Annotated in this window: 22 protein-coding genes and 1 riboswitch; of the genes, 9 read left to right on the top strand and 13 right to left on the bottom strand. The window is 63.6% G+C overall.

Going from position 1 to position 24,430, the window contains the following annotated elements; all coding sequences use genetic code 11:
• The first annotated feature begins 4 nt into the window (after window positions 1–4).
• The 3 genes from FJ938_RS14940 to FJ938_RS14930 all read left to right on the top strand — a co-directional run bounded on the left by FJ938_RS14940 (window position 5) and on the right by FJ938_RS14930 (window position 1,917).
• Window positions 5–391 (top strand): RNA-binding S4 domain-containing protein, encoded by a 387-nt coding sequence (locus FJ938_RS14940; RefSeq protein ID WP_140694943.1) that lies wholly within the window; start codon window positions 5–7, stop codon window positions 389–391.
• 235 nt (window positions 392–626) lie between these two features.
• Window positions 627–965, top strand: a complete 339-nt coding sequence (gene fdxA / locus FJ938_RS14935) for a ferredoxin FdxA (RefSeq protein WP_140608235.1) — start codon at window positions 627–629, stop codon at window positions 963–965.
• Between the two features lie 370 nt (window positions 966–1,335).
• Window positions 1,336–1,917 (top strand): CarD family transcriptional regulator, encoded by a 582-nt coding sequence (locus FJ938_RS14930; RefSeq protein WP_140608237.1) that lies wholly within the window; start codon window positions 1,336–1,338, stop codon window positions 1,915–1,917.
• 93 nt (window positions 1,918–2,010) lie between these two features.
• On the opposite strand, the gene FJ938_RS14925 is transcribed toward FJ938_RS14930, so the two are convergent.
• The 3 genes from FJ938_RS14925 to FJ938_RS14910 form a co-directional block, all read right to left on the bottom strand.
• On the bottom strand, window positions 2,011–2,784 hold the full coding sequence (locus FJ938_RS14925) for an amino acid ABC transporter ATP-binding protein (RefSeq protein WP_140694940.1): 774 nt from the start codon (window positions 2,782–2,784) through the stop codon (window positions 2,011–2,013).
• Window positions 2,781–3,461, bottom strand: a complete 681-nt coding sequence (locus FJ938_RS14920; protein WP_140608243.1) for an amino acid ABC transporter permease — start codon at window positions 3,459–3,461, stop codon at window positions 2,781–2,783. Before FJ938_RS14920 ends, FJ938_RS14925 begins: the two co-directional genes overlap by 4 nt.
• Window positions 3,462–3,806: 345 nt before the next feature.
• Window positions 3,807–4,580 (bottom strand): amino acid ABC transporter substrate-binding protein, encoded by a 774-nt coding sequence (locus tag FJ938_RS14910; RefSeq protein ID WP_140608245.1) that lies wholly within the window; start codon window positions 4,578–4,580, stop codon window positions 3,807–3,809.
• A 317-nt stretch (window positions 4,581–4,897) separates the two neighbouring features.
• Between FJ938_RS14910 and FJ938_RS14905 the strand changes: the two genes are divergently transcribed.
• A complete protein-coding gene (locus FJ938_RS14905; protein WP_140694934.1) occupies window positions 4,898–5,761 on the top strand; it encodes an RNA polymerase factor sigma-32 in 864 nt (287 codons plus the stop codon).
• Between the two features lie 81 nt (window positions 5,762–5,842).
• Here FJ938_RS14905 and FJ938_RS14900 read toward each other — a convergent pair whose 3' ends face one another.
• The 4 genes from FJ938_RS14900 to thiB all read right to left on the bottom strand — a co-directional run bounded on the left by FJ938_RS14900 (window position 5,843) and on the right by thiB (window position 11,106).
• Window positions 5,843–7,249 carry a M48 family metalloprotease gene (locus FJ938_RS14900; RefSeq protein WP_246673334.1) on the bottom strand — a complete coding sequence of 469 codons (1,407 nt, stop codon included), beginning with the start codon at window positions 7,247–7,249 and terminating at the stop codon, window positions 5,843–5,845.
• Window positions 7,250–7,571: 322 nt separating this feature from the next.
• On the bottom strand, window positions 7,572–8,354 hold the full coding sequence (thiQ, locus tag FJ938_RS14895; protein ID WP_140694928.1) for a thiamine ABC transporter ATP-binding protein: 783 nt from the start codon (window positions 8,352–8,354) through the stop codon (window positions 7,572–7,574).
• Window positions 8,347–9,969, bottom strand: coding sequence for a thiamine/thiamine pyrophosphate ABC transporter permease (gene thiP, locus FJ938_RS14890; protein WP_140608253.1), 1,623 nt, complete (start codon window positions 9,967–9,969; stop codon window positions 8,347–8,349). The genes thiQ and thiP overlap by 8 nt, the downstream gene beginning before the upstream one ends.
• Before the next feature lie 138 nt (window positions 9,970–10,107).
• Window positions 10,108–11,106: a thiamine ABC transporter substrate binding subunit gene (gene thiB, locus FJ938_RS14885; RefSeq protein WP_140608255.1), complete on the bottom strand. Its 999-nt coding sequence runs from the start codon at window positions 11,104–11,106 to the stop codon at window positions 10,108–10,110.
• 44 nt (window positions 11,107–11,150) lie between these two features.
• Window positions 11,151–11,265, bottom strand: a riboswitch (TPP riboswitch).
• An 87-nt stretch (window positions 11,266–11,352) separates the two neighbouring features.
• On the opposite strand from thiB, the gene FJ938_RS14880 reads away from it, so the two are divergent.
• From FJ938_RS14880 to FJ938_RS14865, 4 genes are all read left to right on the top strand, one after another.
• On the top strand, window positions 11,353–11,997 hold the full coding sequence (locus FJ938_RS14880; protein WP_140608257.1) for a thiamine diphosphokinase: 645 nt from the start codon (window positions 11,353–11,355) through the stop codon (window positions 11,995–11,997).
• Between the two features lies 1 nt (window position 11,998).
• Window positions 11,999–13,819: an ABC-F family ATP-binding cassette domain-containing protein gene (locus FJ938_RS14875; protein WP_140694925.1), complete on the top strand. Its 1,821-nt coding sequence runs from the start codon at window positions 11,999–12,001 to the stop codon at window positions 13,817–13,819.
• A 78-nt stretch (window positions 13,820–13,897) separates the two neighbouring features.
• Window positions 13,898–14,140, top strand: coding sequence for a type II toxin-antitoxin system CcdA family antitoxin (locus FJ938_RS14870; protein WP_140608261.1), 243 nt, complete (start codon window positions 13,898–13,900; stop codon window positions 14,138–14,140).
• Window positions 14,140–14,439, top strand: a complete 300-nt coding sequence (locus FJ938_RS14865) for a CcdB family protein (RefSeq protein ID WP_140608263.1) — start codon at window positions 14,140–14,142, stop codon at window positions 14,437–14,439. The genes FJ938_RS14870 and FJ938_RS14865 overlap by 1 nt, the downstream gene beginning before the upstream one ends.
• Window positions 14,440–14,470: 31 nt before the next feature.
• Here the strand turns inward: FJ938_RS14865 and FJ938_RS14860 are convergent, their stop codons facing one another.
• Both FJ938_RS14860 and FJ938_RS14855 read right to left on the bottom strand, forming a co-directional pair.
• Entirely contained in the window at window positions 14,471–16,195 is a 1,725-nt protein-coding gene (locus FJ938_RS14860; protein ID WP_140694922.1) for a hypothetical protein, read from the bottom strand.
• A gap of 76 nt (window positions 16,196–16,271) precedes the next feature.
• Window positions 16,272–17,570, bottom strand: coding sequence for an adenylosuccinate synthase (locus FJ938_RS14855; protein ID WP_140608267.1), 1,299 nt, complete (start codon window positions 17,568–17,570; stop codon window positions 16,272–16,274).
• 213 nt (window positions 17,571–17,783) lie between these two features.
• On the opposite strand from FJ938_RS14855, the gene FJ938_RS14850 reads away from it, so the two are divergent.
• Window positions 17,784–18,686: a DMT family transporter gene (locus tag FJ938_RS14850; protein WP_140694919.1), complete on the top strand. Its 903-nt coding sequence runs from the start codon at window positions 17,784–17,786 to the stop codon at window positions 18,684–18,686.
• A gap of 4 nt (window positions 18,687–18,690) precedes the next feature.
• Here FJ938_RS14850 and FJ938_RS14845 read toward each other — a convergent pair whose 3' ends face one another.
• From FJ938_RS14845 to serA, 4 genes are all read right to left on the bottom strand, one after another.
• Window positions 18,691–19,908: a cytochrome c gene (locus FJ938_RS14845; RefSeq protein WP_140694916.1), complete on the bottom strand. Its 1,218-nt coding sequence runs from the start codon at window positions 19,906–19,908 to the stop codon at window positions 18,691–18,693.
• Complete coding sequence (locus FJ938_RS14840) at window positions 19,905–21,671, bottom strand: GMC family oxidoreductase (RefSeq protein WP_140694913.1); 1,767 nt, start codon at window positions 21,669–21,671, stop codon at window positions 19,905–19,907. The genes FJ938_RS14845 and FJ938_RS14840 overlap by 4 nt, the downstream gene beginning before the upstream one ends.
• A 2-nt stretch (window positions 21,672–21,673) precedes the next feature.
• Complete coding sequence (locus tag FJ938_RS14835) at window positions 21,674–22,282, bottom strand: gluconate 2-dehydrogenase subunit 3 family protein (protein ID WP_226890429.1); 609 nt, start codon at window positions 22,280–22,282, stop codon at window positions 21,674–21,676.
• Between the two features lie 536 nt (window positions 22,283–22,818).
• Window positions 22,819–24,420 (bottom strand): phosphoglycerate dehydrogenase, encoded by a 1,602-nt coding sequence (gene serA, locus FJ938_RS14830; protein ID WP_140608273.1) that lies wholly within the window; start codon window positions 24,418–24,420, stop codon window positions 22,819–22,821.
• Window positions 24,421–24,430: the final 10 nt, after the last annotated feature.

The following is a 24,430-nucleotide window of genomic DNA, read 5'->3' as shown; positions in this document are numbered from 1 at the left end:
CGCGATGGTTGCTGAAGGTCGCCAGCGCATCGACAAATGGCTGTTCTTCTCGCGCGTGGTAAAATCGCGCTCGCTGGCGGCCAAGCTGGTCGTCGCCGGCCGCGTGCGGATCAATCGCGACAAAGCAGCGCAGGCCTCCGATCTGGTCAAGCCCGGCGATGTGCTGACCATCACGCTCGACCAGCGCATTTTCGTCTGGAAGGTGCTCGGCGCGGGTGTGCGGCGCGGCCCGGCAGAAGAGGCCCGCACCCTCTATGAGGACATGTCGCCACCGCCCGCACCGAAGGGCGAGGCGCTTCCGGATGCGATTCCGGCGCTGCGCGAGGCCGGTAGCGGCCGTCCGACCAAAAGAGAGCGCCGCCAGACCGACCGCTTGCTTGGCGAGGATTGAGGCTTGCCGCCGGGAGCGCGGTTGGCGGTTTTCGGGCGCGACGGACGCAGGACGGAACGGAACCCGGCAAACAGACGCTCCGCGAGACGTCACCGCCCCCTGCTGTGCTCCGCAGTCTGGAATTTCATTCCGAAAACCCCGGCCCAAGCGGGTATGGCCGCCCTTGCAAGCGGCGGGCAAAGGCGTTACGTGACGGAAAAAGCCCAATAAAGCTGGGACGTTCCGGAGCCGACCGATGACCTATGTCGTGACCGACAATTGCATCAAATGCAAATACATGGATTGCATCGAGGTCTGTCCGGTCGACTGTTTCTACGAAGGCGAGAACATGCTCGTCATTCATCCCGACGAGTGTATCGACTGCGGGGTCTGCGAGCCGGAATGCCCCGCCGACGCGATCAAGCCCGACACCGAGCCCGGTCTCGACAAATGGCTGCAGATCAACACCGAATATGCCGAGAAATGGCCTAACATCACCGCCAAGAAGGAACCGCCGGTCGACGCCAAGACCTTCGACGGCGAGGCCGGCAAGTTCGAGAAATATTTCTCCGCCGAACCTGGCGAAGGCGACTGACAGCGCTACTGTTCAGACTGGTATGACGCTGCGTAAGAGGCACGGCACATGAACCGCCTTGACAGGCGGCGGTGATCTGTGGGCTTCGCTTGCGTAGCAAAACCTTGATTCTTCCGACTTTTTGTGTTACATCAGCGAACCATGCCGGTGACACAACGTCGATTTATGGCGCAGACGCCCCAAATCACTGAAAGGTGAAAATCCCAATCCGGACCAGAGCGATCTGGGCCAGGCGGTCGCAATCGTGCGGTTTGCCGGTCCCAGCCTTTCCGGTGGGTTCATCTGTTGTGCGGCTAATGATCGGGATTTCCCGGTCACACCAGTTCGGGCCGGCAGGACGCCGGTTCCACAACAAGGAGTTCAGGGCGTAATGGCAACGATCACCCCGCAGAAAAAGCCCACTGGAGCACGTCACGGTTTCAAGACCGGCGAGTACATCGTCTATCCGGCGCACGGCGTCGGCCAGATCATCTCGATCGACGAGCAGGAAGTGGCCGGGCACAAGCTGGAACTGTTCGTCATCGACTTCCAGAAGGACAAGATGCGCCTGAAGGTGCCGGTCGCCAAGGCGACCTCCATCGGCATGCGCAAGCTGTCGGAAGAGGATTATGTCGAGCGCGCGCTGAAGGTCGTGCAGGGCCGCGCCCGCGTCAAGCGCACCATGTGGTCGCGCCGCGCCCAGGAATACGATGCCAAGATCAACTCGGGCGACCTGATCTCGATCTCGGAAGTCGTGCGCGACCTCTATCGCGCCGACAACCAGCCGGAGCAGTCCTATTCCGAACGCCAGCTCTACGAGGCGGCGCTCGACCGCATGGCCCGCGAGATCGCGGCTGTCAACCGCATGTCGGAAACCGAAGCCGTCCGCCTGATCGAGGTCAATCTCAACAAGGGCCCTAAGCGCGGCGCCAAGGCCGACAATGAGGAAGCCGAGCAGGAAGAAGCTGCCTGAGCCTTTTCGCCTTTGAATTCGAAAAACCCGGCCTCGCGCCGGGTTTTTTGTTGCGGGGCGTCAGAGGGCGTCTGATCTGCGGAAATCTCTCGCCTAACCCTCGCCTCCGCCTTCCCTCTCCGCCTCCTGCTTCAGCGTGGCGATGAACCGCTTGGTCCGCTCACGCTCCGGATTGCCGAACAGTACAGCCGCCGGCCCCTTTTCGACCACAACACCGGCGTCGAGGAAAACCACTTCCCGCGCGATCTTGGAAGCCAAGCGCAAATCATGCGTCGCCATCACCATGGTCGTGCCCTCGCTGGCAAGCTGGCCGAGCACATCGACCACCTCCTGCGCCAGTTCCGGATCGAGGGCCGAGGTCGGCTCGTCGCACAGCAGCACTTTCGGCGACGGGGCCAGCGCCCGGGCGATCGCCACGCGCTGCTGCTGGCCGCCTGACAGCGTCGCCGGCCAGGCATCGGCCTTGTGCGCCATCCCCACCTTTTCCAGCAGGGCAAGTGCTCGTTCACGCGCCTGCTCGGGCGACCATTTGAGCACCGTCACCAGTCCTTCCATGACATTCTCGATGGCGGTGCGGTGCGGAAACAGCTGAAAATTCTGGAACACCATACCGGTCTGCAGGCGCAGGCGTCTTATGTCCGCGGCCGGCACCTTGACGCCCGGACGGAACGCGAGAGACTCGTCGCCGATCCGCACCGTGCCCGATGTCGGGATCTCCAGAAGGTTGATGCAGCGCAAGAGCGTGCTCTTGCCGCCGCCCGACGGGCCGACAAGCGCGGTAACGCTGCCTTCGGCGATGGCGACCGTTACCCCCTTCAGCACCAGATTGTCGCCGAAGCGCTTTTCGATGTCGGTGAGGCTGATCATGAGCGTGCCTCCAGGAAGCCGCCATAGCGGTTGAGCCGTTCTTCCAGCCGCGTCTGCAGGGCAGACAGCACCGAACTCATCGCCAGATAGAGGATCGCCGCCTCGACATAGAGGATCAGCGGCTCATAGGTGGTGGCGACGATGCGCTGCGCCGCCTGGAACATCTCCGGCACGGTGATGGCGGCGGCCAGCGAGGTATCCTTGACCAGCGAGATGAAGGTGTTGGAGAGCGGCGGTACCGCGACGCGGCCGGCTTGCGGCAGGATGGTGCGCCGCATCGCCTGGCTCCAGGTCATGCCGATCGAATAGGCGGCCTCCCACTGGCCCTTCGGCACCGAGCCGATGGCCGCGCGGATGATCTCCGACGTATAAGCGCCGATATTGAGCGTGAAGCCGATCAATGCCGCCGTGAAGGCGTCGAGCAGGATGCCGACCGACGGCAGGCCATAGAAGATCAGGAACAGCTGCACCAGAAGCGGCGTGCCGCGGAAGATCCAGACATAGAACCGCACCAGCGCGACCAGCGGCCTCGGCCCGAACAGCCGGCCGAGTGCCGCGCCGAGGCCGACTGTCAGGCCAAGGACGAAGGACAGTAGCGTCAACGGCACGGTGAAGATCAAGGCGGCCCAGAGCAGCGAAGGCAGTGACTCCAGCATCAGTTGCAGCCAGTGCAGCACGAAAGACCCTCCAGACCAGAGCAATTCCAGGAAAAGTGCGTGGCGGTTTTCCGTCCGGAATTGCGAAGAAACAAAGAGTTAGAGCGGATCAACGATTCTATCAAACGCTGAACCGCTCCAGATGCATGTCGCCCAAAGGTGACCCCGGTTTTGGGGGAACGACATGCATATAGACAAAGACCTGAAGCGCGTCGCATGAATCCGTTTCGGCGCGACGCGCTTTAGACGAGGCAGTGTGACCGAAGTGCGAATGCAGGCGCCATACCACGACAAAAGCGGCGAGCCGTCAAAGACGGCCCGCCGCGCTGGATGGGTTGCGGGACCGAACCGGCCCCGCTGCGTGATTTACTTCGAAACGTCCTGGCCGAAATAGGTGTCGGCGATCTTCTGATAGGTGCCGTCGGCCTTGATGTCGGCCAGCGCCTTATTGATGGCCGCGACCAGCTCGGGATCGCCCTTGCGCACGATGACGCCGGAATAATCGGCGTTTTCCTCTTGCGCTGCGATCTTCACATTGGCGTCGGGCTTGTGCTTCTTGAAGTCGAGGAAGGACAGGCTGTCGTTGATGGTGGCGTCGGCACGGCCGGTCAGAAGCAGCTGGATCGACTGGTCGAAGCCATCGGTGCCGACAAGCTCTGCGCCATTCGCCTCGGCCAGCTTGCCGAAATTGGAGGTCAGCGACTGCGCCGACTTCTTGCCCTTGAGATCGGCGAAAGTCTTGATGTCGGTGTTGTCGCCGCGCACGATCAGCACCGCCTTGGAGGCGATGTAGGGATCGGAGAAATCGTACTTGGCCTTGCGCGCATCGGTGATGCCGACCTCGTTGATGACGGCGTCGTAGCGCTTGACGTCGAGACCGGCGATCAGCCCGTCCCACTTACCTTCGAGGAACTCGACCTTGACTCCGAGCTTTTCCCCGATCGCCTTGGCGATTTCGACGTCGAAGCCGACCAGCGCGCCGGACGCATCATGATAGGTGAAGGGCGCATAGGTGCCTTCCGTCCCGATCTTGATGACGCCAGCCTGCTTGATCTGGTCGAGATTGGCACCGGCATGGCCCGATGCGACGGCCAGGGCCTGCAGCGTTCCAGCGACGATAAGCGACTTGAGCCATTTCATTTTTCTGTGATCCCATCCTTGGCCTGATGTCAGGCATGTTGTGAGGGCTGAAAAATGCCAGATGTCAGCAGAAAGAATAAGGAATCGAATTTCAAAAACAACGAATTTCCGAAACCATATTCTCCAAAATGGATTTCTTCGCGCATTCAAAAGGGCAACTGTGCTGAAATCGCGCGCGCAGGATAGCTTCGCTGCCCGCGCCAGCGGAACCTTTCTCGCGCGTGGCAGTTTTGGCTGTTGTAGGGCACGACGCAGCGATTTCAACCCGGCGCCTACAAGCAGACGTCATTCGCATCGCCTGAGCCAGGGAGCGCCTCATGATGGAAGACACGGCAGGACGGATAATGGTCCGCGCGGCAATGAAGGCTCCTTACCTCGAACGGGACGAAGAGCATCGGCTGGCCTTGCTCTGGAAGGAGGACAACGACCAGAATGCGTTGCACTGCATAACCGTGGCCCATATGCGGCTGGTCATTTCCATGGCCTCCAAATTCCGCCATTACGGCCTGCCGCTCGGCGATTTGATCCAGGAAGGGCATGTCGGCCTACTGGAAGCCGCCGCCCGCTTCGAGCCGGAACGGGAGGTGCGGTTTTCGACCTATGCGACCTGGTGGATTCGCGCCTCGATGCAGGACTACATTCTGCGCAATTGGTCGATCGTGCGTGGCGGCACGAGTTCGGCGCAAAAGGCGCTGTTCTTCAATCTCAGGCGTTTGCGTGCCCGTCTGGCAAACGGCGCCGAGCCGCTTTCCAACGAAACCCTCTATCGCGAAGTATCGGTGGCGCTCGGCGTTTCCGAAGCTGACGTGGCGATGATGGATTCGCGGCTGTCGGCGCCGGATTCCTCGCTCAACGTGCCGCTTGCCGATGATTCGGGCGCCACCGAACGGATGGATTTCCTGGTTTCGGACGACCCGCTGCCCGACGAGATCGTCGGCGACAAGATCGACGTCGCGCGCCGCTCGCTCTGGCTGAAAGCCGCTCTCGCCGCCCTCAACGCCCGCGAACTGCGCATCATCGAGGAAAGGCGGCTGACCGACGAGGGCGCGACGCTCGAGGCACTCGGTGAGACACTCGGCATCTCCAAGGAACGCGTCCGCCAGATCGAGGCGCGCGCCATGGAAAAGCTCAAAGTCGCGCTGGTGAAGCAGAATCCGGAATTTCTGGCGACAGCAGCCTAAAGCAAAGGGCGTAGCGGTTTTCCGTTCGGAACTGCGTAGAAACCAAACGCTGAACCGCTCTAAGATCCCGGCAACAACGGGCTACTTGTCGGTGACAATCTTGACCTTGTCACCGGCCGAGACCGCGGCCCCCGGCGACAACGCATTGAGCACCCGGAACAGGTCGAGCTTGCGATCGACGCCCACCATTTGCGCGGCAAGCGAGCCCATGGTCTGTCCGGGCTGCACGGTGAGCACGCGGATATGCAGCGGCTTGAGCGCCGCCTTTTCCGCGGCACTCAGGGTCCGGAACGACCCGCTGACCGACCGCGCCACCGTATCCAGCGAAGTGCTGGCCGAAGGGGCCGCTGTCAGCAGCCGATAGACCTGGCCGCCGGCACGGATCACCGCGATGTCGAACTGCCAGCCTTGCGCGCCGGCATGCGCGGTCGCGGCGTCATTGCCGTTGATCGTTTCCTGCTTGACGGTGCTGTCGTCAAGGCCAGCCACCCAGCCGCTTCTGATGTAGTCGGTCAAGGAGCGGTTCTTGTCGATCGAAACGCCATCGAAGCGGATCGCTATGTCGCCTGGTCCGGTCGCCGTCACCGCCGCCGCCGAATTGTCAATAATGAAGCCATCCGGCACCGTGAACGACACGCCGAGGCCCGGATGCAGGAAGGTCTCGCCCCGCACATAGCCTTCCTCCGGCGTGTCGCCATAGAGCAGGCCGTCTATGCCGGCGAGGAAGGAATCGCGGTCGCGCGTGCCCACACCCGGCGCGCCGAACTGGCGGGCGTGGCGCTGCGCCAGGTCGATGCGCTGCGGCGTGTTGGGATGCGTGGCCAGGAAATCCAGACTGGCGTCGGTGGCACCGCTGATCGAACGGAAATCGGTGTAGGCCGACATCGACTGCAGGAATCGGCCGGCGGCGTAAGGGTCATAGCCGGCCTCGCCGATCGACTTGATGCCGATGGCGTCTGCTTCCAACTCCTGGTTGCGCGAGAACTGCGCCAGCCGGAGCTTGCCACGGATGAGTGCCGCCTTGGCGGTCGGGCTGTCGCCAAGCACATCCGAGACCACCTTTGTCGCCAAGCCTTCCTCGGCCTCCAGCTGCTGGCGTTGCAAGCCGTGATTGGCTGTGACGTGGCCCATCTCATGGGCGATGACAGCGGCGAGCTCGGACGAATCATTAGCCAGCGCCAGCAGGCCGCGTGTGACGTAGAGATAGCCGCCCGGCAACGCGAAGGCGTTGACATTGGGCGAATTGAGGATGGTGATGCGATAGGTCTGGGTCGGGTTCGCCGACACCACGGTCAGATTGCCGACGACCTTGGCGACCATGCGCTCGAGTTTGGGATCGGAATATTCGCCGCCATAGGTCGCTAGGATGCGCGGATGCTGTGCCTTGGCCAGTTCGGCAAGCTTGTTGTTGGCGGCGACATTGTCGACCGTGATCGGCTTGTCGGATGGTTGGAAGCCGGATTCCTGGACTTCCGGAGGCGTGAACATCTGGCAGCTTGCCAAGGCCACGGCAAAGCCGGCCAGCGCCAGAAAGCGCACCAGCGGATTCCTTCTTGGTCTGTCAACGCCGATCGCCAGAACGGCTTCCTTTCAGGTCCCGGCGCATGACCACGAAAATCGGAGGCGATCTTCGGAACGTGTCATGCGCAAAAAACAAACTGCTACACCATCCGTCACGCGTCCCTCGAGGCGCGCGGCGGATGGTGTAGGCAAATCACGGCGTGTGCCGGACCAGTAGGGCGGACCTAGCCACACTACTTTGACCATGGCAAGCAAGCGCCCCATCGCCCTGAGCTGGTTTGACCGTAAATTATGTCCGCTTCCGGGCAATATCTCGTGATACGGCATCCCCAGCACCTGAACCGATGTAGCGTCGGAATGCCTCCGGACCAGCCCCGGCAAAGAAATCGTCCGCCTTGCCGGTCGCCGCAACAGCGCCATTGTCCAGAAACACCACATTCTGGCCGATGCGCCGGGCATCCTGCGGCTGGTGCGTCACGAACAGCACCGTCATCCCACGTTCGGCATGAACCCCGGCAACCAGGTCGAGCATGTCGTCGCGCAAGGCCGGCCCGAGCGAAGCGAACGGTTCATCGAGCAACAGCACTGGGCGGTCGCGCACCAGCACGCGCGCCAGGGCAACGCGCTGCCGTTCGCCACCGGAAAGTTCGCGCGGCAACCGCTTCTCCTTGCCGGCAAGACCGGTGCGCAGAAGCGCCTCCGCGATATCAGTGCGGTCGGCCTCGGTCAGCCGCAGCGACGGCGAGCGGCCGAGCCCGACATTCTGCTCGACGGAAAGATGGGCAAACAGATTGTTCTCCTGGAACACCATCGACACCGGCCGCGCCGAGGGTGGCTGGGCGCTGACATCCGTCCCACCGATCAGCACCCGGCCGGACCGGGGTGTCTCGAACCCGGCGACCAGGTTGAGCAACGTCGACTTCCCCGAGCCGCTCGGTCCCATGATGGCGATGATCTTTGTCGCGGCGAAATCAACATCGAAAACGAGCGGCGCTTCGCCATAACTGAACGATACCTTGTCCAGCCGCACCGAAGCGCCTCTTTCAAGCCTGCTGGCCGCCCCGTCAGGCATCCCGGTTCTTCTCCCTGCCCATCCAGTGGGCCGCCATGACCAGAGCCAGGCAGACGAGGCCGAGCAGCAGCGCTAGGCCGGCGGCATCCTCGGTACGATAGCTGCCCATGCGCGCCAGGAGAAGGTAGGGCAAGGTCTGCACGGAATCACTGCCGAACAGCGCGATGACCCCGAGATCGCCGAGCGACAGCGCCATGGCGAAGGCAAAGGCGGTGGCGAGCGGACGCCGCAGCGATGGCCAGTCGATCAGCCGCAGCCTGGTCCAGCCGAAAATCCCAAGTTGCGCGCAGAGCCGTTCGTGGCGTTCGCTCCCCGCATCATAGGCGGGGCGGACGGCGCGCAGCGCGAAAGGCATCGCCATAACCGCATTGACGGTGACGACCATGACCGGAGCGATGGCGAAGACATCGCCGGCATGGCGCAGCAGCAGGAACCAGCCGGCGCCGATGACGATCGGCGGCACGACCAGGACAAACCCCGCGCCGGTATCCGTGGCATATTCGAGCACTGTTCTTGGTCCGGCGCGGCGATCCAGCGCCAGCGCCCGGCGCGCCATGGTCAGGGCCAGCGACAGCATCACCGAAAGCAGGGCCGACAGGAAGGCCAGCGCAGCACTGGTCAGTGTCGCCTGCCGGACAGTGGCCTCGCCGGCCAGCTGGCCGAGATCGGCGCCAAGTCCGGCGACCACGGTGGCCGCCATGGGCCCGACAACGAACAGCAGCGCCAGCGCGATGAACGCTCCATTCAGCCACGCCTCGGTGGCCTTGACCGAGACATAGCGGCGCGGCGCGACCGGCAGGTTGGTGTCGCCGACGACATTGGCGCCGAGCCGCGTCAGCGCCAGCACGATGATGAAGGTCAAGCCGATCTGCAGCAATGTCAGTGCAACGGCTCGCGCGGGATCGAAATCGAAGCGCAATGCCTGGTAGATGCCGACCTCCAGCGTCGTCGCCGCCGGTCCGCCGCCAAGCGTCAGCACGATGGTGAAGGATGTGATGCAGAGCATGAAGACCAGCCCGGCGACGCCGGGCAAGGCGGCGCGCAGCGTCGGCCATTCGATCAGCCGGAATGCCGGCCCCGCGCCCATGCCGAGCTGGTTCGCCAGCCGCCATTGGTCGGCCTGTATGGTCTGCAGCGCTTCGAGGAACAGCCGCACGCCGAGCGGCAGGTTGAAGAAGACATGGGCGACCAGAATGCCTGAGAGCCCGTAGATGCCCGGCCAGCCCTGGCCGCCGACCGCGCTGAATAGACCGGCGAAATAGCCGGCGCGGCCGTAGAGCGCCAGGATGCCGAGTGCCGCGACGATCGCCGGAAGCGCCAGCGGCACGGCGAAGAGCTGCAGGATGAAGGCGCGGCCGAAAAAGCGCGGATGCCGCGACAGCGCCCGCGCCACGAACAATGCCGGGAGGACCGAAAGAAGCGTCGAGAGGCCTGCCTGCCACAGCGTGAAGCGCACGACGCGCAGCAGATAGGGATCGAAGGCTGCCCAGGCGCCCGAAAGGTCACCGGCGCCTTCGACGAGCAGGCCGGCAAACGCGCCACCGATCAAAAGGGCGATTGCCATAAGCGCGATGACGCCGGCGGTGACGCGGGGATCAGAAGACGCGCGTTGCATGCTGGGCCGTCAGTTTTAGGATCGCGACACTTACATCGCGACACTTACAGAGAATTGCGATCCTTCGCGCCCCCCTTCTGTCCGGCAGGACAGAGGGGGGCACCGTAGAGCGGTTATCTTCGATCAGTTTGTCTCAAACTACTTGCTCACCACCGCCAGCCATTCATCCACCCAGGCCTTGCGGTTGGCGGCGACCTCCTCGGGGCTGAACAGCAAGGTCTTGGTCGGCTTGACCAGCTTGTCGAAGGCCGGGTTGAGCGGCTTGTCGGTCTTGCCGGCCGGGAACATCCAGTTGGTCTCGGGGATGGCGTCCTGGAACTTCGGCCCGATCATGAAGGCCATGAACTTTTCCGCCAGCGGGTTCTTGGCTCCGGTCGTGGTGATGCCGGCTACCTCGATCTGGAGATATTCACCCTCATCGAATGAGGCCGCCTGGTAGCGCTCGGTCTTCTCTGCGACCATGTGGTAGGCCGGCGAGGTGGTGTAGGACAGCACCATTGGCGCCTCACCCTTGGTGAACAGGCCATAGGCTTCGCTCCAGCCCGGCGTCACGGTCAACACCTTCGTCTTGAGCTTGGCCCAGGCTTCCGGCGCCTTGTCGCCATAGACCGACTTCACCCACAACAGCAGGCCGAGCCCGGGCGTCGAGGTGCGCGGATCCTGGATGACGATCTTGTCGTCGGCGCTGCCTTCGACCAGCTCCTTCAGGCTCTTGGGCGGCGTCTTGAGCTTCTGCGTGTCATAGACGACAGCGAAATAGCCGTAGTCGAACGGGACAAAAGTATCGTCGCTCCAGCCGCCAGGCACATTGATACCGGTCACCGCGCCATGTGGCGCGAACAGGCCCGAAGCCTTGGCATCGGCGGTGAGATTGGTATCGAGGCCGAGCACGATATCGGCCTTGGTGGATGCCCCTTCGAGCTTGACGCGGTTGAGCAGGGCCACGCCGTCGGCGACCGAAACGAATTCGACATCACAGCCGCATTCGGCCTCGAATTCCTTCTTCACCACCGGGCCAGGACCCCAGTCGGCTGTGAAGCTCTCATAGGTGTAGACGGTGAGCTTGTCCTTGGCCACGGCCGGGCCGGACAGCACCACAACCATGGCTGTGCAAAGAGAATATAAAAGCGTGCGCATCGGCGCCTCCTTTCGTTCACGTGACAAGGAATTGAGGCGTCGGACTGTCCGAAACGTCTAATCCCTCCGCCGGTACAAACCGGATCAGGTTCAGCGGGTTGGCGAGACTGCCTCTCAGCCGGTCCGCGAACATCGCAGCCGGCACCCCGTTAGAGCGTTTCGACACATAGGCCCGGCCGCCGAACCGCGCAAGTGGGAGTTTGCCGCCTTCCGTTTCCCGTGCCGGGCTGGTAAGGGCGACGGGATATGAGCACATTCACCATCCTGCTTGGCGGCGATCTCATCCGCACGCCCCGGCTCGACCGCCAGGTCGAAGGCTCGCGCGTCATCGCCGCCGACGCCGGCATCGGCCATGCACGGATGCTGGGCGTTGTGCCGGAACTGTGGGTAGGCGACTTCGATTCGGTTCCGGCCGATCTGCCCGCCAACCTCGCCGCTGTGACCCGCCAAACCTTCCCGGCGGAGAAGGACAAGACCGACGGCGAACTCGCGATCGCGGCGGCACTCGAGCGCGGGGCAACCCGCCTTGTGCTGGTGGGCGCCTTCGGCGGCAAGCGGGCCGATCACGCCTTCCTGCATCTGGCGCTCGGCCTACGCCTGGCCGAGGCGGGAACCGACGTGCTTTTGACCAGCGGGGCCCAGGAAGGCGTCCCCCTGCTCAACGGAGCGGCTGGCTTCGACTACGACGACGGCACGCTGTTTTCGATCCTTGGCTTTTCCGAACTGGCTGGCCTGACCGTCACCGGCGCCAAATGGCCGCTCAACCAGGTCGAAGTGGCTTTCGGATCGTCACTGACCATCTCCAACGAGGTCAACGGCCGCCTCGAAATCGCGCTTGGCCGCGGCCGAGCGCTGCTGCTCGCCCATCCCTATCCCTTGCCCGAAAGCTGACATGGCCCCGCCTCTTCTCAATCTCGACGGGATAAAACTGACCTTCGGCGGCACGCCGCTGCTCGACGGCGCCGCCTTGACCGCTTCGGCCGGCGACAAGATCGCGCTGGTCGGCCGCAACGGATCGGGTAAATCGACGCTGCTCAAGATCGCCGCCGGCCTCATTGAGCCCCAGGACGGCGAGGTGTTCCGCCAGCCTTCGGCGACTGTCCGCTATCTGCCGCAGATGCCCGACATGGAAGGTTTTGCCACCGTGCGGGCCTATGTCGAGGCCGGGCTCGGGCCTGCCGACGATCCCTACCGCGCCAGCTACCTGATGGAGCATCTCGGCCTGTCGGGCGAGGAGCGGCCGGGCGACCTGTCCGGCGGCGAGGCCAGACGCGCCGCCCTTGCCCGCGTCATGGCGCCGGAACCTGATATTCTACTGCTTGATGAGCCGACCAACCATCTCGATCTGTCGGTCATCGAATGGCTGGAAGAGGAACTCGTCCGCACCTCCTCGGCGCTCATCGTCATCTCGCACGACCGCCGCTTTCTCGAGCGCGTGTCGCGCGCCACTGTCTGGCTCGACCGTGGCCAGACCCGCAGGCTGGACAAGGGTTTTGGCTATTTCGAGGAATGGCGCGACCTGGTGCTGGAAGAGGAAGAGCGCGAGCAGCACAAGCTCGGCCGCCAGATCGTGCGCGAGGAGCACTGGCTGCGCTACGGCGTGACGGCGCGGCGCAAGCGCAACATGCGCCGGCTGGGCGAGTTGCAGACCATGCGCCAGCGCTTTCGCGGCCATCGCGGCGCCGAAGGCACTGCGACCATGGTGGCGAGCGACGCCGCCGAATCCGGCAAGCTGGTGATCGAGGCGAAAAACATCGAGAAGAGTTTTGATGATCTCACCGTGGTCAAGGGATTCTCGACCCGCATCCAGCGCGGCGACCGCGTCGGCCTTGTCGGGCCGAACGGCGCCGGCAAGACGACGCTTCTGAAGATGCTGACCGGCGAATTGGCGCCGGATGCGGGCTCGGTACGGCTCGGCACCAATCTGGAAATCGCCACGCTCGACCAAAAGCGCGAAGCGGTCGATCCGCAGGAGACGCTGGCGCAATATCTCACCGACGGCCGCGGCGAAAACCTGGTCATCAACGGCGAACAGCGCCATGTCGTCTCCTACATGAAGGATTTCCTGTTCAAGCCGGAGCAGGCGCGCACCCCGGTGCGCGAGCTTTCCGGCGGCGAGCGGGCGCGGCTGATCCTGGCGCGCGTGCTGGCCCGGCCGGCGAACCTCCTGGTGCTCGATGAGCCGACCAACGATCTCGACATGGAGACGCTGGAACTGCTGCAGGAACTGGTCGCGGGTTTTGCCGGCACCGTCATCCTCGTCAGCCACGACCGCGACTTCCTCGACCGCACCGTCACCAGCATCGTCGCGCCGGACGGCGGCGGCCGCTGGGTCGAATATGCCGGCGGTTATTCCGACATGCTGGCCCAGCGCGGCGGCACCAGGCTCGACGACCGCAAGGCGCGGGCCAAGGCCGAGCCCGGCGAAGCGTCGGCACTGGGCAAGAGCGAGCCGGCAACGCCAAAGGGACCGGCGAAGAAACTGTCGTTCAAACAGAAATTCGCGCTCGACTCGTTGCCCAAGAAGATCGAGGCCGTGACCGCATCGATCTCGCGGCTGGAGAACCATATTGCCGATCCGGCCTATTACGAACGTGATCCGGCCTCGTTCCAGAAGACCATCGCCGCCCTCGACAAGGAGCGTGCGACGCTCGCCGCGCTCGAGGAAGAATGGCTGGAACTGGAGATGCTGCGCGAGGAGATGGAGGGTTAGGCAACCTGCAACCTGACCCTTGATTGTTGCTTCCGCACGAGAGTGCGCATACATTATGCGCATGTCGCGGAGGCTATTATGCGCAAGATTGCTTTGAATGCGATCCGTCAGCCAGCAAACCTGTCGATCGACTCGAACCTCATGAGGGAAGCCAAAGGGCTTGACGTGAATGTCTCGCGCGCCGCGGAAGCTGGCATCGCGGAAGCGGTGGCGGCCGAAAAAACGCGACTGTGGAAGCTTGAGAACCGCGCCACGATTGATGCGTGGAACGATTACGTCGAAAAGCACGGCATTCCGTTGGAAGAATATCGGCAGTTCTGATGGCTCGCCATGACGTCTTTGCCGGTCGCGTCGAAGGCAGCTATTTGCTGGACGTTCAATCCGATCTGCTCGACAACTTCAAGACGCGGGCGGTCGTCCCGCTTCTCCCGGTCGCGACGGTGCCGCCGCCGATGCGAAAACTTCATCCGATTTTCGAGATCAATGGCCGAAAACTGGTAATGGCGACTCACCTGATCGCCACCGTTCCAGCGAGCGAACTGGGTGAAAGTCGGATGAACCTGACAAAGCACCACGACGACATTATCGCCGCGCTCGACATGCTATTTCAGGGTTTCTGAACGAAGGCGACGATTACGGATCCCGGCCCTCTCAACCCGCTGTCTTGGCCTGCCAGGCCTTGATCGCCTCGTCGAACACCTTCTCGCCGGGAATGCCCTTTTCCATGGTCAGCAGCGCCCGCCGTCCGGTCTTGTAGACCACCGGCACGTCGATCCAGTCCTGGCCGCGCAGCAAGGTCATGTTGGCGTCCTCGTCGGCCTTGGTGTCGTTGAGCGCGACGAGGAAGAAGCCGTCGGCGATCTTGGCCGGAATTCCGATCAGCGGACTGCCGGCGTCCTGCTCCGAACTCTTCATGGCGACGCGCAATATGTTGTCGACGCCACCACCTTCGAAGCCGTCGGGCGTCAGGAAGATCATCTCGATGATGTGACTGGCCGGCAGCGTCCGGTCGGTGTTGCGGCGGATGGTCATGCGCAACTGGATATCCTTGCCCGGGATGGTCGCCTCAGCGCGGATTGCCGGCTCGGGCGGCAGGTCGCCGCCGGGCGATTCCTGCACCAGCGACCAGACGATGCTGCCGGGTTCGGCCGAACCCTGCGCGGTGCTGGTGCGCTCCTCATAGAAGATCGCCTTCTGGCCGACCGGCACCGAGGCTTGCGCCGGAGCGGGAGCGGGAGCGGGAGCCGCTGGTGTCGTGCCCGCCGGTGCCGGCGGCGTGGCGGCGGCATTGGCCGGGGCCGCGGGTGCGGTTCCGTTGGCGGGGGGTGTCGCGGGCGCGGTGCCGCCCGCGGGTGGAGTTGCGGCAGGCGCCGCCGCGGCGGGCGCGCCAGTGATCGGGGGCGGACTGACCGGTGGCGGTATTGCCGGCGGCGGCGTTGCCGGCGGCGGCGTCGTCAGCGCGGCGACGGATTCACCCTCGCCTACGCCGCTTTGTCCTCCGGCCGGGCCAGGGTCGGTTTCGCCGCCTCCAGGCGTCAATCGTTGCGTGAATTTCGTCCCTTCGGCGCCTGTCGCGGGCGCCGGTGGCGGCGCGACGTCGGTCGCCGGCTTGGCCGGCTTGGCCGGCGCCGATTTCACCGGCTCGATCTTGGCAACAACCTTGCTGCCGCCCAGGCCCAGCATCTTGCCGAAGGCGTCCTTGTTCAGCCAAATGCCATAGCCACCGCCAGCAATGACCAGCAACGCGACGACGGCGGCGATCAGCCCGCCATAGCTGCGCTTGCGCTCGGCCGGGCGCGGACGCTGGAAGGTGTCAGCCTCCGCCGGTTCCTCGTCGTTCGGGAAGACATCGGCGTGCTCGTCGTTCTGGTCCGCGTCCAGGACAGGCAGGGCATGGTCGGCAAGGTTCGGGTCGGCAAGGTTCGGGGCTGCTGATTGCGCCGGTAGGGGCTTTTGCCAGCTTGGCTCGGCCTTGGCGGCGGGTGGTGGCGCGGGCCGCTCGGGCGGTGGCGCGGGGCGATAAGGCTCCGGCCTGGCGGCGGGCGGCGCCGGTCGGACGGGCTCCGCCTTCGCCGGCTGGCGCGTGTGACTCGGTTGATTCTTGTTGCGGTCGATGGAGGAAAAGATGTGTTCCAGCTCGGCGAGCGGGTCCGTTTCCGGCACGCTTTTGGCGTAGTCGCGTTCGACGCTCGCAATGGCGTCCTCCAGCGTGCGCTTCTGCTTGGCTATTGCCTCGGCGGCGAGCGGCGGCGAATAATCCGCAAGCTTCTTCACCAGCATGGCACGCACGCTGTCGTAGATGCGCGTACGCTTGTCAGGCGTCTCGTCGCCGTGCCTGTCGAGCGCCTTTTTCAGAACAGCAACGAAATCTGCCATGCTTCAGTCGACCTGTATTTTTGCTCCCGCGCCGGCCCCCGCAAATCAGCCGCGATGTCCGGAAAGGCTTCAGAAACTAGTCTTGAAACGGGTCGGTCACAAGTATCGTGTCGTCCCGTTCCGGGCTGGTGGAGAGGAGTGCGACCGGCGCGCCGATCAACTCCTCGATATAACGGACATACTTGACCGCCTGGGCCGGCAGATCGTTCCAGCTGCGCGCGCCGGCGGTGGTGCCTTTCCACCCCTCCAGCGTCTCGTAGACCGGTTCGACGCGGGCCTGCGCGCCCTGGCTGGCCGGCAGATAATCGATCATCTCGCCGTCGAGCCGGTAGCCGGTGCAGACTTTGATCTCGTCCAGCCCGTCGAGCACGTCGAGCTTGGTCAGCGCGATGCCTTTGATGCCGTTGACGGCGACGGCCTGGCGCACCAGCACCGCGTCGAACCAGCCGCAGCGGCGCTTGCGCCCGGTGACGACGCCGAATTCGTGACCGCGCGTGCCGAGGAACTCGCCGATCTCGTTCTTCTGTTCGGTTGGGAACGGACCTTCGCCAACGCGCGTCGTGTAGGCCTTGGTGATGCCGAGCACATAGCCGATGGCGCTAGGCCCGACGCCGGAGCCGGCGGCCGCCTGCCCGGCCACGGTGTTGGACGAAGTGACGAAGGGATAGGTGCCGTGGTCGATATCGAGCAGCGTGCCTTGCGCACCCTCGAACAGGATGCGCTCGCCGGCGCGGCGCTTGTCGTCCAGCACTTTCCAGACACGGTCCATATAGGGCAGGATCTCGTCGGCGACCGACGTCAATTCACTCATGATCGCCTCATGCGTGACTTCGGCATGGCCAAGCCCGCGGCGCAGCGCATTGTGGTGCGTCAGCAACCTGTCGACCTTCAGGGGCAGTGTTTCCAAATCCGCCAGATCCATCACCCGAACCGCGCGCCGGCCCACCTTGTCCTCATAGGCGGGGCCGATACCGCGGCGGGTCGTGCCAATCTTCGTCCCGGAATTTGAGGCGGCGTCCTCGCGGAATCCATCCAGCTCCCGGTGCAGCGACAGGATAAGCGCTGTGTTTTCGGCTATTTTCAGGCGATCGGGCGTCACTTCGACGCCCTGTGCCTTGAGCTTGGCGACTTCGGCCACGAAAGCGTGCGGATCGAAGACCACGCCATTGCCGATGATGGACAGCTTGCCCTGCCGCACGACACCGGACGGCAATAGCGACAGCTTGTAGACCTTGCCGTCGACGACCAGCGTGTGGCCGGCATTGTGGCCGCCCTGAAAACGCACCACGACGTCAGCACGCTCCGACAGCCAGTCGACGATCTTGCCCTTGCCTTCGTCGCCCCACTGCGAGCCGACGACCACCACATTGGCCATGTTTCTTTTCCCTTGAGACGCCGCCGAGCGGCTTGGATATGGTTCGAAACGACAGGCCTCTATAGCGTCAAGACCTCGCGAGCGCGACCTTTCTTTGCCGCCGAAAATGCCCTGAGGCACAACAATTTTCGGCTTTGACATCATTTACTTGGACCGACCGGGGCAATAGGCCGACAAACACCGCGGCGCATCCGCCGCGGCCGGAATGCCGCCATGCATCGAAGCGCCTACATATTCCTGCTGCTCACCACCTTGCTGTGGGGCGGCAATTCGGTGGCCGGCAAGCTGGCTGTCGATCATGTCTCGCCGATGACGCTGGTCTTCCTGCGTTGGGTGCTGGCGGTAGCGATCCTGCTGCCGATCGGCTGGCGGACAATCCGGGAGGACTGGCCGGTGGTGCGCCGGCACTGGCTCGTCCTGGCGGCGCTGGGCGCCAGCGGCTTCACTCTGTTCAACACCATCTTCTACACGGCGCTCAACTACACGACGGCGATCAACGTTTCGATCGAACAGGCGGCGATGCCGATCCTGATCATGACAGCCAATTTCATCTTCTTCCGCCTGCGCGTAAGCTGGGCGCAGATTGCTGGCGTCGTGCTGACCATCGCCGGCGTGATCCTGACCGCCTGCCATGGCGACCCGCGCCGGCTGCTGACGCTGGAGCTCAATTTCGGCGACGCCATCATGCTGGTCGCCGTCATCCTCTACAGCGGCTATTCGGTCGGCCTGCGCCTGAAGCCGGTGATGCGTTGGCAGAGCCTGATGCTGTCCCTGTCGGTCGCGGCGCTGATCACCTCGCTGCCCTTTGTCCTGTGGGAAATAGCCGCCGGCAAGGTCATCGTGCCCGATGCGCGCGGCTGGACAGTCATCGTCTACACCGCGATCGGCGCCTCGGTCATCTCGCAGATCCTCTACATCAGGGGCAACGAGCTGATCGGCGCCAACCGCGCCGGCCTGTTCATCAATCTGGTGCCGATCTTCGGCACGCTGCTTTCGGTGCTGATCGTCGGCGAGACGTTCCAGCTCTATCAGGCATTGGCACTCGTGCTCGTGCTGGGCGGCATCGCGCTTGCCGAATATAGCGGGCGAAGGATGGCCGTGCCGGCCCGCCGGTAAAGTGCTACCGCACCAATTCCTTGCGCACCGCCGCAATATCGTCGGATGAGACCGCCGGAGCGGAATTGCCCCAGCTGCCGCGCACATAGGTCAGCACGTCGGCGACTTCCTGGTCCTTCAGGCGCCATGCGAGCGAAGGCATGGCAGGTGTCGTCGGCGCGCCGGCCGTATGGACAGCCTGGCTTCCGGCGAGAACCACCCGGGCAAGCGTTTCGGGATTGTTTTGCGCCACGATCGAGTTGCCGACGAGCGGCGGGAACAGAGCTCCGGCCCCGGCACCATCGTCACCATGGCAGGCCGAACAATTGTCATGGTAGATCGCCTCGCCCGCGGCCATCCGCGCCTCGTCCGGCTTTGGCGCTTGCGCATTGCCGGTGTCCGAGCCCAGGCTCTTGAGATAGACGGCAACAGCCTTGAGGTCCGGATCCGTCATTTTCGAGGTCGAGTTTTCGACGGCCTCGGCCATCGGACCGGACGCGATCGAATGCGCGTTGACGCCGGTCTTGAGGTAGGTAACCAGATCCTCCTGCGACCATTTCCCAAGGCCGGATTGGGCATTGTTGGTGATGTCGGGCGCAAACCAGCCCTGCAGCGACGCCCCTTGCAGAAAACCGCTGTCCTGGTCGGCTCCGAGGAAGGATTTGGGTGTATGGCAGGTGCCGCAGTGCCCCGCCCCCTGCACGATATAGGCGCCGCGGTTCCATTCCGCCGACTTGGAGGGATCCGGCGTGAAAGTGCTTTCGGTGAAGTTGAGGAGATTCCAGCCCCACATCGCCAGCCGGATGTTCAGGGGAAACGGCAGCTGGTTGGCCTGCACCTTGTTCGGCACCGGCTCGACCGTGGTGAGATAGGCCCAGAGGTCGGAAATGTCCTGCTCGTTCATCTTGGTATAGGCGGGATATGGCATGGCGGGGTAGAGCCGCACGCCATTGTGGCCGATGCCGGTCTTCATCATGTTGCGGAAATCGTCTTCCGACCAATTGCCGATGCCCGTCTCGTGGTCGGGCGTGATGTTGGGCGGCACCAGTGTGCCGAACGGCGTTTCCAGTGGCAGGCCGCCGGCCAGGGGCTTGCCGTCCGGCCTCGTGTGACAACCCGCGCAATCGCCGAGCACGGCCTGGTACTGACCGCGTATGATCTGGTCCGCCTGGTCGGCGGCGATTGCCGGAGCGATCGCCAGGAGTGCCGCGCCGGTGGCGAGGATGGCGGTGAGCGTTCTCATGCCCGCACCAGCGGTGCGCCGGGATTGCGCAGATACTGATTGCGGATGGCGTCGGCGGCACGGAAGGCAAGCGCGCCGACCGTTCCCGTCGGGTTCTTGCCGGCGTTCTGCGGAAAGGCCGACGCGCCGATGACAAAGACGTTCGGCACATCCCAGCTTTGCAGGAAGGTGTTGACCGCGCTTCTCTTCGGGTCGGTCCCCATGATGGCGCCGCCGGTATTGTGGGTGCTCTGATAGGGGACGCTGTCCCAGCCCTTCTTGCGGCGGCCGACGCTGTATTGCTTGCCGCCGAACGCCTTGGCGATGTCCTCCATCCGGTCGCATACATAGTTCGACATCCGGATGTCGTTGTCGGGGAAATCGAACGTCATGCGCATCAGCGGCCGGCCGAAGCGATCCTTGTAGGTCGGGTCGAGATCGAGATAGTTGGTGCGCGTGGCGTAGCTGCTGCCCTGCGAGGAATAGCCGAGCGTGCTCTTGTAACCCTCGACGGTCGCTTTCTTCCACGCCCCGCCCCATTTCGGCGTGCCGGGCAGCGTCGGCCTGGTGCCGATCGGGCGCCCGTTGGTGGGGATGCAGTTGATGCCCGCGCCGCCGACGAAATCCAGCGCACCGTGATCGAAAGCGTCGCCGTTGAAATCGTCGATTGTCTGGCCGAGCGCGCCGGCCGCGATGAACGGATTGAAGTTCTTGTCGTCGAAGAACACCTGCACGCCGGCATTGGTCTGATAGCAGTAATTGCGGCCGACCGTGCCCTCGCCGGTGTTGGGATCATAGATCTTGCCGATGCCGGAGAGCATCATCAGGCGGGCATTGTGCAGCCCGTAGGCGCACAGAAGCACGAGATCAGCCGGCTGGAAGAATTCCTGCCCTGACGTGTCGACATAGGTCACGCCACGCGCCGACTTGCCGCCGGCGGTAAGATCGACATGCAGCACTTCGCTGTCGGTCCGGACCTCGAAATTGGCCTTCTTCATCAGGACGGGGAGGATGGTGGTCTGGGCGCTTGATTTGGAATAATTGGCGCAGCCGAAGCGCTCGCAGAAACCGCAATAGGTGCACTGCCCCATGGTGATGCCGAGCGGATTGACATAGGTGCGAGACATGTTGGCTGACGGCGTCGGGAAAGGATGCAGCCCCATCGACCGGCCGACATCGGCGAACAAGGTCGGCGCGTAGGTCATCTCCATCGGCGGGTTCGGATAGTCCCGCGCCCTCGGATCCTCGAACGGATTGCCGCCTTCCTGCAGTTTGCCTTTGATGTTGCCGGCCTTGCCCGAAATGCCCGCCAAATATTCGAACTGGTCGTAGTAAGGCTCCATTTCGGCGCCGGTCACGCCCCAGTCCTCGACTTGGAGATCCGCGATCCTGGCCGCGCCATAGCGCTTGGTCAGGTTGGTTTTCGTCTGGAAGTCCGAATCCCAGAATCGCCAGGTGTGGCCGTTCCAGTGCACGCCGGCGCCGCCAACCCCGTTGCCGGGCAGGAAGGAACCGAAATCGCGCATCGGCAGCGCTGTCTGCGACGGGTCGTTGCGCATCGTCATCGTTTCGACGGCGGGCTGCAGGAAGAGGTCGCGCCGCACGCTGTAGCGCAATTCGTCCTGTGCATAGCCGATGTTGAAATCGGTGGCCGTGTCGCGCCATGGACCGCGTTCTATGGCCAGCACGTCGAGGCCCTGGTCCGTCAATTCATGCGCAAGGATGGACCCGGTCCAGCCGAGGCCGACGATCACGACATCCTTTCGGGGCAGTATCGTCGTCATGGTCAGCTCCTCTTGCCCAGCCATTCCGGGCTGCCCTCGATGGAGACGGGCGGCCGCGGATAGGGCTGATTGTGCTTGCTGACATGGTCCCGGTAGTCATAGCGCGCGCCGGGGAAGCCGAGCATGCGCCACGACACCATGTCCTTGTTGCCGCCATAGACCGGATCGGCAAAGAACCCTTCCATCGTGTTCTGCAGAAGAAGTCCGAAGAAGCCGGGCCCCTTGACGCCATTGGGCAGTTCGATCTTACCCGCCTCCATGGCCGTCAGGAACGCATCCTGATCGGCCGGCTGCAGTTCTGCGAATGTCTTGCCGTCGCGTTGCTTCAGGAAGGCATCGATGGCGGCGAGGCCGACGCGGTAGCGCTGGGCCGGATTGGCCTCACCCTGATATCCCTGCGTCGGCAATGCGGGCAGGAATGGCCCTTGCGTATAAAGCCGGCTCGAGGTTCCGAACGCGCCCATCAACTGCCTGTCGATATAGACGGCGCAGCCCGCCTCCTTGCCGCCCATGCTGAGATCGTCGGCGGGGATGATGCGGTCGACGATGGCTTCGACAAGAGCCGCTTCCTGCGGTGTGAAAAATTGCCAGCCGCCAGGGACCACCTGCATCGGCGGATCTGACGACAGGGGTGCCCAAGGCAGGGAGCCGGAGAAAGAGCGGGCAAGGCTTGCCGAAGTCGCCGTGACCGTAAACATCGCGACCGATGAAAGGAAAAGGCGCCGATTCAGCCTGACAGTATTGCGATGATCCATCCAAGGCACCTTGACAGCAACGAGCGCGCACCGGAAGTTGCGCGTTAAATCATGACCAAAACCGTTAAGTTCAAGCCAGGCGGGTCGATTGATGACAGCCTGCGGAAAGAAATCCGCATCGTCAAGCAGATCACAAAATCGTTAGATTAGGCCAGGCTTTATGCTTATCGGCGCCGGCTAATATATCAGGAAGTTGAAAAGTAATCCTTGGACCAGGCGCCAAGCTCGCACGGTCAATCACGGCCCGGGAAGGACCGAACTGTGCAGGAATCGGGTAAGGCAGCGTCCGCCGCGGGATGCGGTCCGCCGGCTGAAACCGAGGCTAAACGAAACGTCCCGCGTGCTTGCCCGCACACGGGACGTCTCGTGCGCCTGATTGCGACGGTGTGGGCCTAAACCGCGCTCACGTCGAACTGCAGCCGTTTGGCCGAGTCGATCGACTTGTGCGCCCGCACCTGCTCCAGCACTTTTTCCGGGAACGGCGCGTCGAGATAGAGCAGCGCGATGGCATCACCGCCCGGCCGGTTACGGCCAAGCTGGAAGTTGGCAATGTTGACGTCGTTCTCGCCGCACACGGTGCCAAGCAGGCCGATAATGCCGGGCGCATCGGCATTGGTCGTGTAGAGCATATGTTGGCCGACCTCGGCATCGAGGTTGATGCCTTTGATCTGGATGAAGCGCGGCTTGCCGTCCGAGAAGCAGGTGCCGGCGATCGAGCGCGTCATGTGCTCGGTCTTGACAGTGAGCTTGATGTAGCCGTCGAAGACGCCCGACTTGTCGCGCTTGACCTCGGCGACGATGATGCCGCGCTCCTTCACCATGATCGGCGCCGACACCATGTTGACGTCGGCGACTTGCGGCCGGATCAGGCCGGCGAGTGCGGCACTGATCAGGGCGCGTGTGTTCATCGTCGCGGTCGAGCCGTCAAACAGGATCTCGACCTCCTTGATCGGATCTTCCGTGACCTGGCCGACAAAGGCGCCGAGCACTTCGGCAAGCTTGACGAACGGCTTCAGCCGCGGTGCTTCCTCCGCCGTGATCGACGGCATGTTGATGGCGTTGGAGACGGCGCCCTTGATCAGATAGTCGGCCATCTGTTCGGCAACCTGCAGCGCGACATTTTCCTGTGCTTCCGCCGTCGAGGCGCCGAGATGCGGTGTCGCCACCACATTGTCCATGCCGAACAGGGCGTTCTGCTCCGCCGGTTCGACCTCGAAGACGTCGATGCCGGCGCCCGCCACCTTGCCGCCCTTCAGCGCCGCGACGAGGTCGGCCTCGACGATCAGCCCGCCGCGCGCGCAGTTGATGATGCGCACGCCGTTCTTCATCTTGGCGATGGCGGCGGCGTCGATGATGTTGCGCGTCTTGTCGGTCAGCGGCGTGTGCAGGGTGATGAAATCGGCGCGGGCGAAGAGCTCGTCGAGCTCGACCTTCTCGACGCCGAGCTCCTCGGCGCGGCTGTCCGACAGGAACGGATCGAAGGCGACGACATGCATCTTCAGTCCGACGCCACGTGTGGCGACGATCGAACCGATATTGCCGCAGCCGATGACGCCCAGCGTCTTGCCGGTGATCTCGACGCCCATGAAGCGGTTCTTCTCCCATTTTCCGGCATGGGTCGAGGCGTTGGCCTCCGGAATCTGGCGCGCAAGCGCGAAGATCATCGCAACGGCATGCTCGGCTGTCGTGATCGAATTGCCGAAGGGCGTGTTCATCACGATGATACCCTTGCGGCTGGCCGCCGGGATATCGACATTGTCGACGCCGATGCCGGCGCGGCCGATGACCTTGAGGTTGGTCGCGGCATTGATCAGCTTCTCGGTGACTTTGGTCGCCGAGCGGATGGCGAGACCGTCATACTGGCCGATAACTTCGAGCAGCTTTTCCTTGTCCTTGCCGAGATCGGGCAGATAGTCGACCTCGACGCCGCGATCCTTGAAGATCTGCACGGCGGTGGGAGAGAGTTTGTCGGAAACGAGAACACGGGGCGCCATGGCGGCCTCC

Origin of the sequence: Mesorhizobium sp. B2-4-14, assembly GCF_006442155.1 — a bacterium.
GTDB lineage: Bacteria > Pseudomonadota > Alphaproteobacteria > Rhizobiales > Rhizobiaceae > Mesorhizobium.
This window is presented reverse-complemented; position numbering and strand designations above follow the sequence as displayed.

Bases quoted from the DNA above. Each gene is read 5' to 3' on its own strand.
- FJ938_RS14940 (WP_140694943.1), top strand. From the start codon at position 5: ATGGTTGCTGAAGGTCGCCAGCGCATCGACAAATGGCTGTTCTTCTCG.
- fdxA (WP_140608235.1), top strand. From the start codon at position 627: ATGACCTATGTCGTGACCGACAATTGCATCAAATGCAAATACATGGAT.
- FJ938_RS14930 (WP_140608237.1), top strand. From the start codon at position 1,336: ATGGCAACGATCACCCCGCAGAAAAAGCCCACTGGAGCACGTCACGGT.
- FJ938_RS14925 (WP_140694940.1), bottom strand. From the start codon at position 2,784: ATGATCAGCCTCACCGACATCGAAAAGCGCTTCGGCGACAATCTGGTG.
- FJ938_RS14910 (WP_140608245.1), bottom strand. From the start codon at position 4,580: ATGAAATGGCTCAAGTCGCTTATCGTCGCTGGAACGCTGCAGGCCCTG.
- FJ938_RS14905 (WP_140694934.1), top strand. From the start codon at position 4,898: ATGATGGAAGACACGGCAGGACGGATAATGGTCCGCGCGGCAATGAAG.
- FJ938_RS14900 (WP_246673334.1), bottom strand. From the start codon at position 7,249: ATGTTCACGCCTCCGGAAGTCCAGGAATCCGGCTTCCAACCATCCGAC.
- thiQ (WP_140694928.1), bottom strand. From the start codon at position 8,354: ATGCCTGACGGGGCGGCCAGCAGGCTTGAAAGAGGCGCTTCGGTGCGG.
- thiP (WP_140608253.1), bottom strand. From the start codon at position 9,969: ATGCAACGCGCGTCTTCTGATCCCCGCGTCACCGCCGGCGTCATCGCG.
- thiB (WP_140608255.1), bottom strand. From the start codon at position 11,106: ATGCGCACGCTTTTATATTCTCTTTGCACAGCCATGGTTGTGGTGCTG.
- FJ938_RS14880 (WP_140608257.1), top strand. From the start codon at position 11,353: ATGAGCACATTCACCATCCTGCTTGGCGGCGATCTCATCCGCACGCCC.
- FJ938_RS14875 (WP_140694925.1), top strand. From the start codon at position 11,999: ATGGCCCCGCCTCTTCTCAATCTCGACGGGATAAAACTGACCTTCGGC.
- FJ938_RS14870 (WP_140608261.1), top strand. From the start codon at position 13,898: ATGCGCAAGATTGCTTTGAATGCGATCCGTCAGCCAGCAAACCTGTCG.
- FJ938_RS14865 (WP_140608263.1), top strand. From the start codon at position 14,140: ATGGCTCGCCATGACGTCTTTGCCGGTCGCGTCGAAGGCAGCTATTTG.
- FJ938_RS14860 (WP_140694922.1), bottom strand. From the start codon at position 16,195: ATGGCAGATTTCGTTGCTGTTCTGAAAAAGGCGCTCGACAGGCACGGC.
- FJ938_RS14855 (WP_140608267.1), bottom strand. From the start codon at position 17,570: ATGGCCAATGTGGTGGTCGTCGGCTCGCAGTGGGGCGACGAAGGCAAG.
- FJ938_RS14850 (WP_140694919.1), top strand. From the start codon at position 17,784: ATGCATCGAAGCGCCTACATATTCCTGCTGCTCACCACCTTGCTGTGG.
- FJ938_RS14845 (WP_140694916.1), bottom strand. From the start codon at position 19,908: ATGAGAACGCTCACCGCCATCCTCGCCACCGGCGCGGCACTCCTGGCG.
- FJ938_RS14840 (WP_140694913.1), bottom strand. From the start codon at position 21,671: ATGACGACGATACTGCCCCGAAAGGATGTCGTGATCGTCGGCCTCGGC.
- FJ938_RS14835 (WP_226890429.1), bottom strand. From the start codon at position 22,282: ATGCAGGTGGTCCCTGGCGGCTGGCAATTTTTCACACCGCAGGAAGCG.
- serA (WP_140608273.1), bottom strand. From the start codon at position 24,420: ATGGCGCCCCGTGTTCTCGTTTCCGACAAACTCTCTCCCACCGCCGTG.